A 13,852-nucleotide genomic window follows, 5' to 3' on the forward strand; every position below is an offset into this window, starting at 1 on the left:
CCTATGCTGCGACGGCCATGGCGGAAACGATCAAGGGCGTTCTGGGCAACGAGTTCAGGTTCCACGTGGGCGAGGACGGGGGCGCCGTGGAGCGGGGGCCGCTGCTCCCGCTGCGCGTGCTCGTGGTCGCCGATCTCACCCCGCGCGATCCCCACAACGCCGGGGCGAGCCCGCCCGCCGGCGCGGCCCGCGTCGACGCGAGCCGGTTCGATAACCTCTTCGCGATCCTCCGGCCGCGGATCGCGATCGAGGTGCCGAGCGTGCTCGCGGGCGGCCGGGCCGCGCGCGTCGACCTGTCGCCCACCGGCATGAAGAGCTTCCGGCCCGACGCGCTGTGCGCCGAGGTGCCGCTGCTGCGCTCGCTCCTCGACGGCCGGCGCGTCCTCGAGCGGCTACACGACGGCTCGGCCACGGTCGATCAGGCGCGCGCCGAGCTCGATCGGCTCTGGGGCGGCTCCCCGCTCGTGCGCGACATCCTCGGCCTGCTCCCGGCGGAGCGCGAGGGCGCGTCGCCGGGTCGACCCGCCGCGCCCGCGCCGGAGCGACCCGCCGCGCCCGCGCCGGGCTCGGACGTGGACGCGCTGCTCTCGATGGTCGATCTCGGCGGCGGGGACGCCGGCGCGGCGCCCCCGCCGGCGGAGGCGGGCGGCGCCGGTCAGAGGCCCGCGGAGGGGGGACGGTTCTCGGAGCTCATCGCGACCGTGGCGGCGAGCGCCCGCCCCCGCGCGGGGCAGGCCGCTCGCCCCGCCGAGGCGATCGGGCAGATCGAGCGCGCGATCGGCGCGCAGCTCGGCGCGATCCTGCAGCACCCGGAGGTGCGGCGCCTCGAGGAGGCGTGGCGGGGGCTGAGCCTGCTCGTGGACCGCGTGAAGACGGCGGAGGGCGTCCGGGTCGAGGTCGTCAGCGCCCGGCCGGACGAGGCGGCCGGCGCGCTCGCGCGGGTGCTCGCGCAGACGGCGAAATCCGAGCCGCCGGCGTCGGTCGCGATCGTGGACGTCGCGATCGACGGCAGCGCCGCCGCGCTGGCGCGGCTCGAGGCGATCGCGCGCGTCGCCGAGGCGCACGCGCTCCCCGCCGTGGTGAACGGCGACGCGCGGCTGCTCGGGGTCGACGATCTCGGCGGCGTCGAGCGGCTCGACAACAAGGCCGCGCTGTTCCGCGCGCCGCACCGGGCGCCGTGGCGCGCCGCGGCGGCGCGGCCTTGCATGCGGTGGGTCGCGATCGCCATGAACCACGTGCTCGGCCGGATGCCCTACGACAAGTCGAGCTCGCGGATCCGGGAGGCGGCGATCGTCGAGCAGCCGGGCGACGAGGGCGGCCGCGTCTGGATCGCGCCGGCGTACGTCGTCGGCGCGCTGATCGCGGCGAGCTTCCGCGAGACGGCGTGGCCGTGCCGCATCGCGGGCGCGATAGGCGGCGGCGTGGTGGGGGACCTGCCGGTACACGAGGTGAAAGGCGCGTACGAGGGTGACGAGGGCGTCGCGATCCCGACCGAGGCGTTCGTGTCGACCGAGACCCAGCGCGATCTCTCGAAGAGCGGCGTGCTCCTGCTCGCGTCGGCCCCGAACAGCGACGCGGTGTACGTCCTCACCGCGCCGACGGCCTATGTCCCTCCGGAGAAGCTCACCTACGACAGCCCGACGGCCGAGCCCGAGGAGCGCCTCGAGCGCGTCTCGCTCGTCGACCAGCTCTTCGTCGCGCGCGTGGTCCAGTTCCTGCGCGCGCTGTGCGCGAAGCTGCCCGCGGACAGCGACCCCGCGGAGGTGCAGCCGGTCGTCGAGGGGGCGCTGTGGACGCTGTTCGAGAACGCGCCCCCGGCCAGCATCGAGCTCGCGGTGAAGGCCGGCCGCGGCGAGGGCGGGGCGCAGATCGCGGTCACGGTGCGCCCGCGCCGCTTCCTCGGGGTCGGGCTCGACGAGGTGTCGCTCGAGCTGCCGCTCGGCTGACGTGTCGGCAGGATTGACGCCGCCCGGCCCGCGGGGGAAGAATCGCCCGCATGCGGCTCCGCGTCGCGATCCTCATCTCCGTCCTGAGCACCCTCGTGACGACGTGCGAACGGCCGCCGGCCCCGCAGGCGCCGACGGCCGAGTGCGGCTGCCGCAAGAAATAGCCGCCGGGGTCGCGCTCTCGGGCGGGCCCTCCGCAATCGGCCGTCTCGCGAAGAACGACACAGCAGCTCCCGAGGGCGAATCGGCCCCTGTCGCCGCGGAGCGCGAGCTCCTCGGGCGGAGCCGACCTGTCCTGCGGGGGATGAGCTCCCGGAAGACCCGAGATCGCTCACCCCACCTCGCCGGAGCTCCGGCAGAGGAATCCTGCGTGGCGCACTCACACGCACCGTAAAATCGCCACCCGCCATCCGGAGGCATCGTCTCGACACGATCTCTCCGAGGCGGTCGGCCGGCGCTTCTCCGGTGACGACGATGCGCGCGGAACGATCGCCGCTCTCGTCTCGACGGAGCGCATCGGATTGCGCCTTTACGCAGATGCTCGGTGGCGCGGTCGCTCATTGCGCGGCCGCTCCGCGGCGCAGTCGCCGATTGCTCAGTCGCTCCGCGGCGCAGTCGCTCCGTTGCTCAGTCGCTCGGTTGCGCGGTTGCGCGCGAATTGCGCAGCTCGCGCGACGCGCCCTGACCGACTCCTCGGGAGGCGGGCGTTGCGTCCGCCCTGCGTTCGTCGGGAACGGCCCGCGTATTGCACTCGCGACGCCGCATGAAGCCTTGCACCCAGCAGAACACGCGCTCCAATCACTCGTTCGCCGGCCGCAGGGCCGTGGTGATCGGTGGGAGCATCGCGGGCCTGGTCGCAGCCCGCGTGCTCGCCGACCATTTCGACGAGGTGGACGTCATCGAGCGCGACGGCATCCCGGACGACCTCCGCGAGGCCCGCAAGGGCGCGCCGCAGGCCCGCCACCTCCACGGCCTGCTCGCCCGGGGAGAGCGCATCCTGAACGACCTGTTCCCCGGGTTCACCGAGGACCTGATCCGGGACGGGGCCGTCGCGTACGACTTCGGGGTCGGCCTCGCCTGGCACCACCTCGGCGCGTGGAAGCCGCGCTTCCATACCGGCGTGCAGACCGTGTGCATGACCCGGCCGCTGCTCGAGGCGCACGTGCGCCGCCGCACGTTCGCGCTGCCCGCGGTGCGGCGCCTGGATCGGCGCGAGGTGATCGAGCTCTCGGCCTCTCCCGATCGCTCCCGGATCACCGGCGTCGTGGTCCGACGACGCGACGAGCCGGGCGGGCTCGAGGAGCTCTCGGCGGACCTCGTGGTGGACGCCAGCGGGCGCGGCTCGCGCGCGCCCGCGTGGCTCGAGGCGCTCGGCTACGCGCGGCCCGACGAGTCGACCATCCAGGTCCGGGTGGGGTACGCCGGCCGGCAGTACCGCCCGCGGGATCCGGCGCAGGTCCCGTGGACGTCGCTCTACGTCCTCGGCTCGCCGTCCGACAGCCGGCGGTTCGGCTGTATCGCGCCGGTCGAGGGCGGGCGCTGGGTCGTGGTGCTCGCGGGCCTGTTCGGCGACCACCCACCCGCCGATCCCGAGGGCTTCCTGGAGTTCGCGCGCCGCCTGCCGAACGACGCGCTCTACCGGGCGCTGCTCGGGGCCGAGCCGGTGACGGACATCGCCACCTACAAGTTCCCGGCGCACCTCCGGCGGCACTACGAGCGCATGGCGAGGATGCCCGAGGGGCTCGCCGTGCTGGGCGACGCGCTCGCGAGCTTCAACCCCGTTTACGGACAGGGGATGACGTCGGCCTGTCTCCAGGCGCTCGCGCTCGACACAGCGCTCATGGAGCAGCGCCGCCGCGCGGGCCCCGGCGCGCTCGCGGGGTTCGCGCGTCGCTACCACGTGGCCGCGGCGAAGGCGGTCGATCTGCCGTGGCAGATGTCCACCGGGGAAGACCTCGCCTACCCCGAGACCGACGGCCCGAGGCCGCTCCTCCAGCCGATCGTGCGCTGGTACACCGGCATGCTGCACCGCGCCGCACAGGTCGATCGCGAGGTTTACGTGCGCTTCGTGCGCGTGATGCACATGCTCGACGGGCCCGAGGCGCTCGTGGATCCCCGCCTGATCCTGCGCGTGCTGCGCGCGGGGAGATCGGCCTCGCCGCCCGAGGTGACCGCGGCCGCCCCGACGCACCGGCAGCCCGCCGACGCCTGAGCGGCCCCGGCTGCCGCCTCGCCGCGGTCGCGTGGCGGCGACAGCCTGCACCGGCATGGAGGCCGGCGCCACCAGGCGCGAACGAGGCCTTTGCAGCGTCGACAACGGCCCCTGGCGGGGAGCCGCCTCGCGGCAGAGCGTGGCTGCAGGCGTTGCCTGCCCGTCCTGTTCTGGTAAGAAGTGCGCGCATTTACCCATCACCGCTCGGCGCGCGAGGCGGCTCCTCGCGGAGGCAGGACATGACCGACCCGATGAATCCGCTGCTTGAGCTCGTCACCCGCGATCGAGAGCACGACTGCGATGGGTATGGCCACGTGAACGTCTGCGTGCGGGTGGTCGGCGTCGCCGAGCTGCCGACGCGCGCCGGGCATTTCCGCATCGTCGCGTTCTGGAACAACCGCGACGCCAAGGAGCACATCGCGATGGTGCACGGCGACGTCGTCGGCGCCTCGAACGTGCCGACAAGGCTGCACTCCGAGTGCCTGACCGGCGATGCCATGGGCTCGCTGCGCTGCGACTGCCGCGATCAGCTCCTCGAAGGGCTGAAGAAGATCAAGAGCATGGAGCGGGGCATCCTGCTCTATCTGCGCCAGGAGGGCCGCGGGATCGGCCTCATCAACAAGATCCGCGCGTATGCGCTGCAGGATCAGGGGCTCGACACGGTCGACGCGAACCTCGCGCTCGGCTTCCGGGACGATGAGCGCGACTACGCCGTGGCGGCGCACATGCTGCACAGCCTGAACGTGAGGTCGGTCGAGCTCATCACGAACAACCCCAACAAGGTCCAGCAGCTCACGCAATACGGGGTGTCCGTGACCGGGCGTATCCCGCACGTGATCCCGCCGAACGATCACAACCGCTTTTATCTGGAGACCAAGGCGAAGCGGTCGGGTCATTTCATCGATACGTGGGGCAAGCCGCACCTGGTCGAGCAGAGCGATCCGGTCGTGGTCGACGGGATGTCACCGCCCCCGTCCGAGCCGACCCCCGCGAGCTGAGGCGCCGCGCGGCGCTGTCGTCATCGTCTCACGGCGCGGCGAGCAGGCGGCGCACCCGGCCCGCGTGGGGGCTCGACGGGAACTGGCCTAGGAACGCCTCGGCGCGGGCGCGCGCGGGGTCGGCGTGCCCGCGGCGCAGCAGCGCGTCGATCGCGATGAGCTCCCGCTCCGCCGCGAGCCGGCCGTGGGGGAACTCGGCCCGGTGCTCGTCGAGCAGGGCGAGCGGCGCCTCCGGCGACCGCGCGAGCACGGCCCTGATCGCCGCGAGCCGTCCGGCCTCCTGGAGCAGCTCGTCGCGCTCCAGCAGGGCGGCCCCCGGCGCGGCCGGCCGAGCCGCGGCACCGCCCTGGCCGGCGCTCCTCGAAGCCAGCTCCCCGCGCGCGGCGGCCCGCGGCGGCGGCTCGGCGCCGGGCACAGGCGCCCCGAGCGCCTGATCGCTGCAGCCTGCGAGGAGGACAGGGAGCGCGGCGGCGAGGCCGCCTGCGATCCATCGATGGCGTGACGAATGGTGAACGACGTTCATGTCGCCGGACTCCTTCATGCGGCCGAGCTGACGGATCTCCGCTGACACGGGCTCGCGCCAAGGCACGCGCCCATTCCCGGCCGCAGCTCGCCGTCGCCGATCCGCGGGGGCGGCACGGCGTATTCGACGTGTTCGGTTCGCGCTCCAGCAACGACGGCTCGAGCGCCAGCATCCGTGGCTGACAGGCGTAGTGTAAAATTGAATATCGCTTTGTCAACTCTACTTACATAGGCGTCTGAAAGCAGCGTGGGCTCTTGTCAAAGGCGGCGGTCGCCGCACTCGGCTCACACTCAGCCCAGAAAGCTCAGAACGTGCCGGCGACGCCCGCGCCGACGCCGCCGATCGCGGGTGCGAGCGAGAGGCGGAAACTCTGCGTGTCCGGACCGGCAACGCCCGGGCGCGGACCGTGAAACAGAGCTGGAATCAGCACGCCGGCGGCGGAGCCGAACACGGCGCCCGTGAGCACATCGGTGAAATAATGGCGGTCGCCGGCGATGCGCAGATAGCCGGAGAGCGTGGCGATCGCCATTCCTTGCGCCCATACCCACGGCGCCGCGCGATAGCCGCGCATCGACGCCACGGTGCCGCTCGCGGCGGCGAGGGAGAAGGCGGCCGTGGCGTGGCCGGAGAAAAAGGAGAGATCGTCGTCGTGCGGGACGGGGCGTGAGCAGCTCTCGCCGGCGCAGAGCACATCCTGGTTGTCGTGGCGGGCATAGGGCCGCTGGCGGCCGACAATGTACTTGGTGAGCTGGTTCAGGCCCATCGCCACCACCATCGCTTCGGTGACGATCACGAGGTCGGCGGCGGTGTTCTCGGAGCGGCCGTCGTGCCACGCGGCGAGCGCGGTGAGGCCCAGCGCCGAGGCGGGCGCGACGCCGATGACGGTCACGTTGCTGAGATCATGGGCGGTTTCCGGGTTGCCCCTCCAGACCAGCGCGTCGCGGATCGACGTGTCGAGCGCGGTTGTCGCGCACCAGCGGCACGACGCGGGCGCGAGGCCCTTCTTGGAGAGCTCGGAGATGACCCACCCGGCGCCGCCGACGACGGTGATCGGCAGATCGATCTCCGGCCGGTACGTGAGCTCGGGAGACGGCTCGGCGGCGGCGGCGGCGGCCGGCGACAGGGCGACAAGGAGGGCGGGCAGAGCGATCGCGGCGGTACGCATAAGAAGCGCGAGCGTAACCCGGGCGACACGGCGCGGGAATCGATGCGCGCGCCGGGGATCGCCCCTCCCCGCCGCAAGGCGCCGCCGCTCGCCGGTGGCGCCCGCCTCGGGTCGCCTCCCCGGTCAGGCGCGCGACGACCCGCGCGCGGCGAGGAGCAGCCCGTCGAGCAGGCGCGCGTGGGCGTCGTCGACAAGGCGCCGGAGCTCCACCGGGCCGGCCTTGGACAGCGCGCCCGACGCCGCGAGGGTCGCGAGGCCGTGGTGCATCGCCCAGATCGGGACCGCCAGCGCCATCGGATCGCCCGGCGGGAACGCCCCGGCGCGCTGGGCCTGCTCGATGAACCCGAGGAGCAGCCCGAGGTTCTGCGACGTGGCCGCCGCGACCCGCGGGTCCTCCACGTTCACCTCGCCGGAGTACATCACGTGGAAGGGCGCCGGGTGCTCCAGCGCGAAGCGGACATAGGCGAAGCCGGCGGCCAGGAAGCGCGCCCGGAGCTCGCCCCCGGCCTCCTCGAGGGCGGCCGAGATCTGCGCGCCGAGCGCCGCGCTCGCCTGCACCGCGAGCTCCGTCATCAGGGCGCGCTTGTCCGCGAAGTGACGGTACGGCGCGGCGTGCGAGACGCCGATGCGCCGCGCGACCTCGCGCAACGTGAAGCTCGCGTTCCCCTGCGCCTCGATGAGCGCGAGCGCCTCCTCCAGCACGGCGCGCCGGAGGTCGCCGTGGTGGTAGGGCCGGTCGACGGCGCGCGACGCGGGAGCTGGAGGGGTGCGCGCGCGCGGGCGGCGGCGCTTCAGGGGAGGAGCCACAGCGCAGGCGCACGGTACCACGAAGTCCGCCCGCCGCAGGGCTCGCGGGACGGCCGTGAAGAAAATGTTGTCAGTGGAAACTTTCGAATGTTGCCAGTGTCATCATCGGGCGCGCGGGCGGCCCGGAGAGGCCGGCGCGCCGTACCCCCAGGAAAGGAGCCCCGTATGTCCGAGCCCCGTCGATCCCCCGATCGCGAACACCTCCTCGCCGCCGTGGAGCGCGTCCGCGGCGTCGCCGCCGCCCACGCCGAGGCGTCCGAGCGGCTGCGCACGCTCGCGCCTGCGGTCGTGGACGCGCTGCGGTCGAGCGGCCTCCTCGCGATGGCCGCGCCGCGCGCGCTCGGCGGCGCGGAGAGCGATCCGTTGACGCAGCTGGAGGTCTTCGAGGCGATGGCGCGCGCGGACGCCTCCGCGGGGTGGTCGCTGATGATCAGCGCGCTGCTCGCCGCCCTCGCCGGGGGCACCTTGCCCGACGAGGGGGCCCGGCAGGTGTTCGCGGGGCCGTTCCCCACCTTCGCGGGGCTCCAGGTCCCGAGCGGCCTCGCGCGGCGCGTTCCGGGGGGCTACGTGCTCGAGGGCCGCTGGGCGTTCGGCAGCGGCGTGCGGCACGCGCGCTGGGTGTTCACCTGCGCCGTCGTGGCGCCGGAGGGCGGGGCCCCTCCGGCGGGGCCGCCCGAGCTGCTCAGCCTCGCCGTCCCCATCGAGCAGGTGGTGCTCGAGGACACGTGGGACGTCGCCGGCCTGCGCGGCACCGGGAGCGATCACTACCGGATCGAGGGCGCGCTCGTGCCCGAGGCGCTGACGTGCCCCTTCCCGGGGGCCCCGCGGCGGCGCGGCGGCGCGCTGTACGCGATCCCCCTGATCGCGCAGCTCGCGGCCGGTCACGTCGGCTTCGCGCTCGGCGTCGGGCGGCGCGCGCTCGACGAGATCGCCGCGGTCGCTCCGCGCCGCATCAAGGCGTGGCCGCAGCTCGCGCTGGGCAGCCACGCGGCATTCCACATGGACCTCGGGCGCGCGGAGGCGAAGCTCGCCGCGGCGCGCGCCTATGCGTTCGACACCCTCGGGCGGATGTGGGATCGGGCGCGCGCAGGGGAGACGCTCTCCATCGAGGACTGGACGGCGATCCGGCTCGTCCAGACCTACGTGACCGACGTCGCCGCGGAGGTCGCGGGCTTCGCCTACCGCGCCGGCGGCGGGGGCGCGCTGTACGCGGCGAGCCCGCTGCAGCGCTGCTTCCGCGATCTGCACGCGGCGACGCAGCACATCGCCGCGACCGACGACGCCTACGAGTTCGCCGGGCGCGCGCGGCTCGGGATCGCCGAGCTGCACCCGATGCTCGCCCCGCGACCGGCCGCGGGCGGCGATCAGGCTCGACAGGCCGGCTGATCGAGCTCACTCACGGGGCCGGGGAACCAGCTGCGGAGAAACGGTGGCCGTGATCCGTGCGTGATGAGGGCCGCGCTGTCGAGCTCGGCGAGGTGGTCAACCGTCGAAGACGGCGACGGGCGAGCGACTCAGCGCCCCATCTTCATCTGCGGGCGCGCCAGCAAGCGGTCCACGATTGTAGTAAAGCTTCATCGCTATTCCCCTCTGGTGCTCGGTTGAAGCCGGAGGTGCACGGACAGCAGGCGCGGCAGATCGCTCCTCGGGGCCTCTGCGTCGCGCCACTCGCCCAGGTGGACGAGCTCGTACCCGGACGACAGGCCCGCGTTCACGTACTCCGAGACATCGTGCAGGAACGCGGGCACGCGCTCGGGCTCGCCCGTCTCCCGGTTGACGAAGTTGGCCTGACCGCCGCGCAGCTGCCGCATGGGATGCAGCTCGCAGAGGAAGAGCTCGCCGCCTCCACGCAAGGCGCGGGCCGCCTCGGCGAAGACCGCCTCGACGTGCTCGATGTGCTCGAGCACGAGCATGGCAATCACGACGTCGGACGAGCCGCCGGCGACCGGCCAGGCCTCGTGAATGTCGTGCTGCACGAACCGGACGCGGGGGGAGACCACGCGGGCCCTCGCCTGCCGCAGCATCCCTTCGGAGAAATCCAGCGCGAGGACGCTCCCCGCGCGCTCGGCGAGCCACTGCGTGTTGCGCCCGGTGCCGCAGCCGATCTCGATCACGTCACGGCCGGCCAGCTCCAGGCCCCGTTGCCGGAGCACCGCGGCGGAGAGCTCGCGGGTCCGGTTGGGATCGTCATCGTACGTCGCGGCCCAGCGATCGTACGCCGTGGCGATCTCGGGCCTGCTCGGAGAGGTGGACATGCGCTTGCCCGCCGCCTAGAGCCCGAGCTCGCTCAGCCCCGGATGATCGTCGGGCCGGCGTCCGAGAGGCCAGTGGAACTTCCGGTCCTCCGCCGCGATGCGCACGTCATTGATGCTCGCCTCGCGCCGCCGCATCAGCCCGTGGGCGTCGAACTCCCATTGCTCGTTGCCATGGGCTCGATACAAGTTCCCGCTGTCGTCGCGCCATTCATAGACGAAGCGCACCGCGATCCGGTCCTCCGTGAACGCCCAGACCTCCTTGATCAGCCGGTAGTCGAGCTCCCGCTGCCATTTTCGGTGCAGGAACGCCTCGATCGCCTCCCTCCCCTGGAAGAACTCCGCCCGGTTCCGCCAGCGGCTATCGACGGTGTACGCCTGAGCCACGCGCGCGGGCTCACGGCTGTTCCAGGCGTCCTCAGCCAGCCGCGCTTTCCGGGCGGCGGTCTCGGCGGTGAAGGGCGGCAACGGCGGACGCGGCGCGGCGGGATCCTGGCTCAAGGTGCACCTGAACGAACCTTCGTCCAATCTCCCCTTCCCGGCAACCCCTTTTCGCGCTCCGCTCTCCGGCGCTCACGCGCTCCCCTCCTGCGGCAAGCACGCGCACGGCCGGTTCAGCGCGGGAGCGGCATCCATGCGCCGTCCGCCGGAACATGGATGTGCGCGGGCAGGTGCTTCGTCGCGGCGCGCTGCACGAACGCCGTGACCGGCTCGCGGTAATGGCCGAAGGTGGTGTGGTGGATCGGGATCACGTGGCGGGCGCGGAGGAGCGCCGCCGCGGCCACGGCCTCCTCGGCGTCCATCGTGCGGAGGCCGCGCGCGCCGTCGACGCCGACCGCGCCGAGGTGCGGCAGCCAGAGGTCGATGGGCGCGAAGCGGGCCGCCACCGCGCGCATGGGCTCGGTGAAGACCGAATCGCCGGTCCAGTAGATCGAATAGGGAGTCTCGCCCTCCCAGCGCAGCACATACCCGTTGCCCTTTCCGAGCGTCGCGTCGAGCGCCGCATCGTGGGCGTGGTTCGCCGGGACGGCGAGGATCCGGAGGCGGCCGGCGCGGGTCGGAATGACCGTCTCGCTGTCCCAGTCGAGCGGCGTCAGCCGCGTGAACCCCGCGGCGCGCGCCGCCTCGGCCGCGTCGGGCGGGAGGACGAAGGGGACGTCCTTCGGGAGCGTCTCCTTCGCGACCGCATCGAAGTGGTCGGCGTGGTTGTGGCTGAGGAGGATGACGTCGAGGCGCCCGAGCGGCTCGGCGGGAGGATCCGTGTAGCGGGCGACCGGCGCGTCCTCGACGCCGGTCGACGGGTGCTTCGGGAGGACGAACGCGACAGGCCCGCGCGGCCCGAGGACGGGATCGGTGAGGAGCCGGAGCCCGTCGCGCTCGAGGATCGCCGTCGGACCGCCGCGCCACTGGAGACGCGCGCTCGTGGCCTCGGCGGCGGCCGATGCGCCGGCCGCGGGCCCGGCGGCGGCCGATACGCCGGCCGGCGGCGCGCTGGCGTCGACGCGGTTCGCCGGCGCGCACGCGGCCAGGGAGAGCGCGAGCAGCGGTGCCGCGAGGGCGGCCGCGCGCGCCGGCGGCGTCCGCGAGAGGCGCGCAGAGCGCTCGCCGACCCCGGGCACCGCCCCGGTGAAATGAGGATCTGGGAGCTCCTCGGCACGTCCAATCGACCCGCTCGGGACACGCATGCTCTGGTTCATCGTCGTCGCCTTTCTGGCCGCGCTGTGGCGAGGAGCACCTCGGCGAGGGAACGCGCGCGCGCGGCGGCGCCCGGTCCCCCCTCGCGGACGGCGGTCACCGTCGCGCCGTCGATCAGCAACAGGAGCTGCGGCGCCAGCGCGCCGGCGTCCGGCACGCCGGCGTCGCGCAGGAGCCCCTCGAGATAGTCGATGAGCCGCTGCTTGTGGCGCTGCGACGCCTCATGGGCGGGGTGGCTCCGGCTCGCGACCTCGACCATCGTGTTGAGGAACGCGCACCCGCGGAAGTCGTTCGCGGCGAACCGCTCGGCGAACGCGTCGAAGACCGCGAGCGGTCGCTCGCACGGGTCGCTCGCGAGCTCCTCGACGCGCCCGGCCAACCACGCGCGAAAGCGCGCGTCGCGCGCGTCGAGCACCGCCACGAGCAGCTCGTCCTTGGTCCGGAAGTGGCGATAAAAGGTGGCCTTGGCGACCTCCGCCTCGGCGATCAGGCGATCGACGCCGACGGCGCGATACCCCTCCGCATAGAAGAGGCGCTCCGCAACCTCGAGGATGTGCCGCCGGGCGTCGCTCACGTCCCTGATTAAGACAGACAGGTCTGTCTTGTCAAGGGCGCGTCGCCGCCGGCGCGGGCGGGAGCGCCGGTGCGCGGCGGGAACCCTCCCTCGCACCGGCGCCGCCCCTTCATTCACATCACGGGACGCTCATCTCGAACGCCACGCTGTAGTTCGGCTGGGCCTTGCCCGTGACCGAGCCGACGAACGGATCCGAGTCGCGCAGCTGACCCCAGCGCGTCGTGCCGCCCGTCATCGACGTTCCGTCGGTCGTCGCCGCGTAGCCGACCATCACGCCGGAAGCCGGGAGGCTCCGCGCCGTGATCTTCACCGCCTCGCCGTCGATCTCGACACCGCTGATCTCGATCCGGGTGTTGCCGCTCCAGAGCTCGAATCCGCGGCCCTGCGCCCACTCGGTGAACGCCGTCTGGTGGGGAGACGGCAGCGCGCTGTCCCAGACGAGCGGCGGCACCGGGACCTGGAAGCGCACGGTGACGACGTCGCCGCTGCGCTCGACGCGCGTCGGCTGGAGCGGCTGCCAGTCCTTCCCGAGGACGACCTTCTCGAAGTAGACCTGGCCGTATTTCTCGCCGAGCTGCTGGTACCCGTTCGCGTTGAGGTGGATGTGATCCTGCGCGTACGGATACTGGTACTTCGGACCCGAGCAGACGATATCGCCCGGATGGGTCACGCCCACGCGCCACTGCGCCAGGGTCGACGTCGACCGCGAGCCCACCTCGGCGTGCACCGAGTGCTGCTGGGATACAAGCATCGGGATGCTCCGCGATTGCCCGGTGAGCGGCAGGATGTCCTGGTTGTAGTCGGACCACAGCTTGAACAGCTCGTCCTCGTAGGTCGCGCTGCCGGCGTCGGACTCGCCGTGCGTGATGAGGATGGCGCCGACGCCGAAGGTCTTGCCGGCCTGGCTGGCGAGCCGCGCGATCGCCTCGGCCTCGAACAGCGTCGCCGCGTAGGCGCGGCCCATGGACGTGGCGCCGCTGACCACCTCGGTGGCGCCCTTCCGGAGGACGCTCATCGGCTGGCCGCTCTCGCCGACGACCGTGTGCACCGTGACGTGGTCGCCGCCCGCGGCGGCCTTCACAAGCGACGAGATCTGGTCGGCCATCGCCGTGTGGGGCGTCTCGCCGTAGAGGTTCTTCGGGTAGGCGCTCGGGTACGTCGTCGCGAAGTTGCGGATGGGCTCGACGAGCGGCACCAGGGAGAGGGCGCTGCTCTCCGGATCGAACGGCGGCACGCTCGCGTCCCCGAGGGACAGCTTCAGGTTGTTGAAGCGCTGCTGCGTCCCGATCGGCGGCGTCCCCTCCGCGCCGACCGACAGGCTCTGTCCCGTGCCGACGATGCCGGTCCAGTCCCAGGCCGGCGCCGGAGGTACGCCGCCGCCGGTGCCGCCGGTGCCGCCGGTGCCCACCGCGCTGCCCCCCGTCCCTGCGCCGCCCCCGCCGTCCGCCGCGCCCCCGGAGCCGGCGGAGGCGCTGGAGCCGCCGGCTCCGCTCCCGCTGCTCGTCGCGCCCTGACCGCCGGAGCCTCCGTCACCCCCCGCGCCGGAGGATGAATCGCTCGATGAATCGCACCCGAGCCCCGTCATGAGAAGAACGAGGATACCTGATGAGCTGAGGCCCAAGAACAATGGTTTTCGCATGATGACTCCTTGTCGCCGCACGGGTGGGCCGTGGGCATTTC

Annotated in this window: 12 protein-coding genes; 4 read left to right on the plus strand and 8 right to left on the minus strand. The window is 73.1% G+C overall.

Going from position 1 to position 13,852, the window contains the following annotated elements; translation table 11 throughout:
* The first annotated feature begins 17 nt into the window (after positions 1-17).
* The 3 genes from WME75_RS25390 (at position 18) to ribA (ending at position 5,156) form a co-directional block, all read left to right on the plus strand.
* Entirely contained in the window at positions 18-1,946 is a 1,929-nt protein-coding gene (locus WME75_RS25390) for a type VI secretion system contractile sheath domain-containing protein (RefSeq protein ID WP_437475973.1), read from the plus strand.
* A gap of 763 nt (positions 1,947-2,709) precedes the next feature.
* A complete protein-coding gene (locus tag WME75_RS25395; RefSeq protein WP_437475974.1) occupies positions 2,710-4,158 on the plus strand; it encodes an FAD-dependent oxidoreductase in 1,449 nt (482 codons plus the stop codon).
* A gap of 251 nt (positions 4,159-4,409) precedes the next feature.
* Positions 4,410-5,156 (plus strand): GTP cyclohydrolase II, encoded by a 747-nt coding sequence (gene ribA / locus WME75_RS25400; RefSeq protein WP_437475975.1) that lies wholly within the window; start codon positions 4,410-4,412, stop codon positions 5,154-5,156.
* Positions 5,157-5,184: 28 nt separating this feature from the next.
* Here ribA and WME75_RS25405 read toward each other — a convergent pair whose 3' ends face one another.
* From WME75_RS25405 to WME75_RS25415, 3 genes are all read right to left on the minus strand, one after another.
* Positions 5,185-5,727: a hypothetical protein gene (locus WME75_RS25405; RefSeq protein WP_437475976.1), complete on the minus strand. Its 543-nt coding sequence runs from the start codon at positions 5,725-5,727 to the stop codon at positions 5,185-5,187.
* A gap of 256 nt (positions 5,728-5,983) precedes the next feature.
* Complete coding sequence (locus tag WME75_RS25410) at positions 5,984-6,844, minus strand: phosphatase PAP2 family protein (protein ID WP_437475977.1); 861 nt, start codon at positions 6,842-6,844, stop codon at positions 5,984-5,986.
* A gap of 123 nt (positions 6,845-6,967) precedes the next feature.
* The gene (locus tag WME75_RS25415; protein WP_437475978.1) at positions 6,968-7,651 is read right to left on the minus strand and encodes a TetR/AcrR family transcriptional regulator; all 684 of its coding nucleotides are present in this window, start codon (positions 7,649-7,651) and stop codon (positions 6,968-6,970) included.
* Between the two features lie 165 nt (positions 7,652-7,816).
* On the opposite strand from WME75_RS25415, the gene WME75_RS25420 reads away from it, so the two are divergent.
* The gene (locus WME75_RS25420) at positions 7,817-9,037 is read left to right on the plus strand and encodes an acyl-CoA dehydrogenase family protein (protein ID WP_437475979.1); all 1,221 of its coding nucleotides are present in this window, start codon (positions 7,817-7,819) and stop codon (positions 9,035-9,037) included.
* A 194-nt stretch (positions 9,038-9,231) separates the two neighbouring features.
* Here the strand turns inward: WME75_RS25420 and WME75_RS25425 are convergent, their stop codons facing one another.
* The 5 genes from WME75_RS25425 to WME75_RS25445 all read right to left on the minus strand — a co-directional run bounded on the left by WME75_RS25425 (position 9,232) and on the right by WME75_RS25445 (position 13,811).
* On the minus strand, positions 9,232-9,906 hold the full coding sequence (locus tag WME75_RS25425) for a class I SAM-dependent methyltransferase (protein ID WP_437475980.1): 675 nt from the start codon (positions 9,904-9,906) through the stop codon (positions 9,232-9,234).
* 15 nt (positions 9,907-9,921) lie between these two features.
* Positions 9,922-10,404, minus strand: a complete 483-nt coding sequence (locus tag WME75_RS25430) for a DUF1348 family protein (RefSeq protein ID WP_437475981.1) — start codon at positions 10,402-10,404, stop codon at positions 9,922-9,924.
* Between the two features lie 113 nt (positions 10,405-10,517).
* The gene (locus WME75_RS25435; protein ID WP_437475982.1) at positions 10,518-11,600 is read right to left on the minus strand and encodes an MBL fold metallo-hydrolase; all 1,083 of its coding nucleotides are present in this window, start codon (positions 11,598-11,600) and stop codon (positions 10,518-10,520) included.
* Positions 11,597-12,172 carry a TetR/AcrR family transcriptional regulator gene (locus WME75_RS25440; RefSeq protein ID WP_437475983.1) on the minus strand — a complete coding sequence of 192 codons (576 nt, stop codon included), beginning with the start codon at positions 12,170-12,172 and terminating at the stop codon, positions 11,597-11,599. The genes WME75_RS25435 and WME75_RS25440 overlap by 4 nt, the downstream gene beginning before the upstream one ends.
* Positions 12,173-12,290: 118 nt before the next feature.
* Positions 12,291-13,811, minus strand: coding sequence for a dockerin (locus WME75_RS25445; protein ID WP_437475985.1), 1,521 nt, complete (start codon positions 13,809-13,811; stop codon positions 12,291-12,293).
* Positions 13,812-13,852: the final 41 nt, after the last annotated feature.

It is taken from the genome of Sorangium sp. So ce1014, from assembly GCF_051521505.1.
Taxonomy (GTDB): domain Bacteria; phylum Myxococcota_A; class Polyangia; order Polyangiales; family Polyangiaceae; genus Sorangium.

What these genes read in the sequence shown, in the direction of transcription:
- WME75_RS25390 (WP_437475973.1), top strand. Translation starts at nt 18, where the DNA reads ATGGCGGAAACGATCAAGGGCGTTCTGGGCAACGAGTTCAGGTTCCAC.
- WME75_RS25395 (WP_437475974.1), top strand. Translation starts at nt 2,710, where the DNA reads ATGAAGCCTTGCACCCAGCAGAACACGCGCTCCAATCACTCGTTCGCC.
- ribA (WP_437475975.1), top strand. Translation starts at nt 4,410, where the DNA reads ATGAATCCGCTGCTTGAGCTCGTCACCCGCGATCGAGAGCACGACTGC.
- WME75_RS25410 (WP_437475977.1), bottom strand. Translation starts at nt 6,844, where the DNA reads ATGCGTACCGCCGCGATCGCTCTGCCCGCCCTCCTTGTCGCCCTGTCG.
- WME75_RS25420 (WP_437475979.1), top strand. Translation starts at nt 7,817, where the DNA reads ATGTCCGAGCCCCGTCGATCCCCCGATCGCGAACACCTCCTCGCCGCC.
- WME75_RS25425 (WP_437475980.1), bottom strand. Translation starts at nt 9,906, where the DNA reads ATGTCCACCTCTCCGAGCAGGCCCGAGATCGCCACGGCGTACGATCGC.
- WME75_RS25435 (WP_437475982.1), bottom strand. Translation starts at nt 11,600, where the DNA reads ATGAACCAGAGCATGCGTGTCCCGAGCGGGTCGATTGGACGTGCCGAG.
- WME75_RS25445 (WP_437475985.1), bottom strand. Translation starts at nt 13,811, where the DNA reads ATGCGAAAACCATTGTTCTTGGGCCTCAGCTCATCAGGTATCCTCGTT.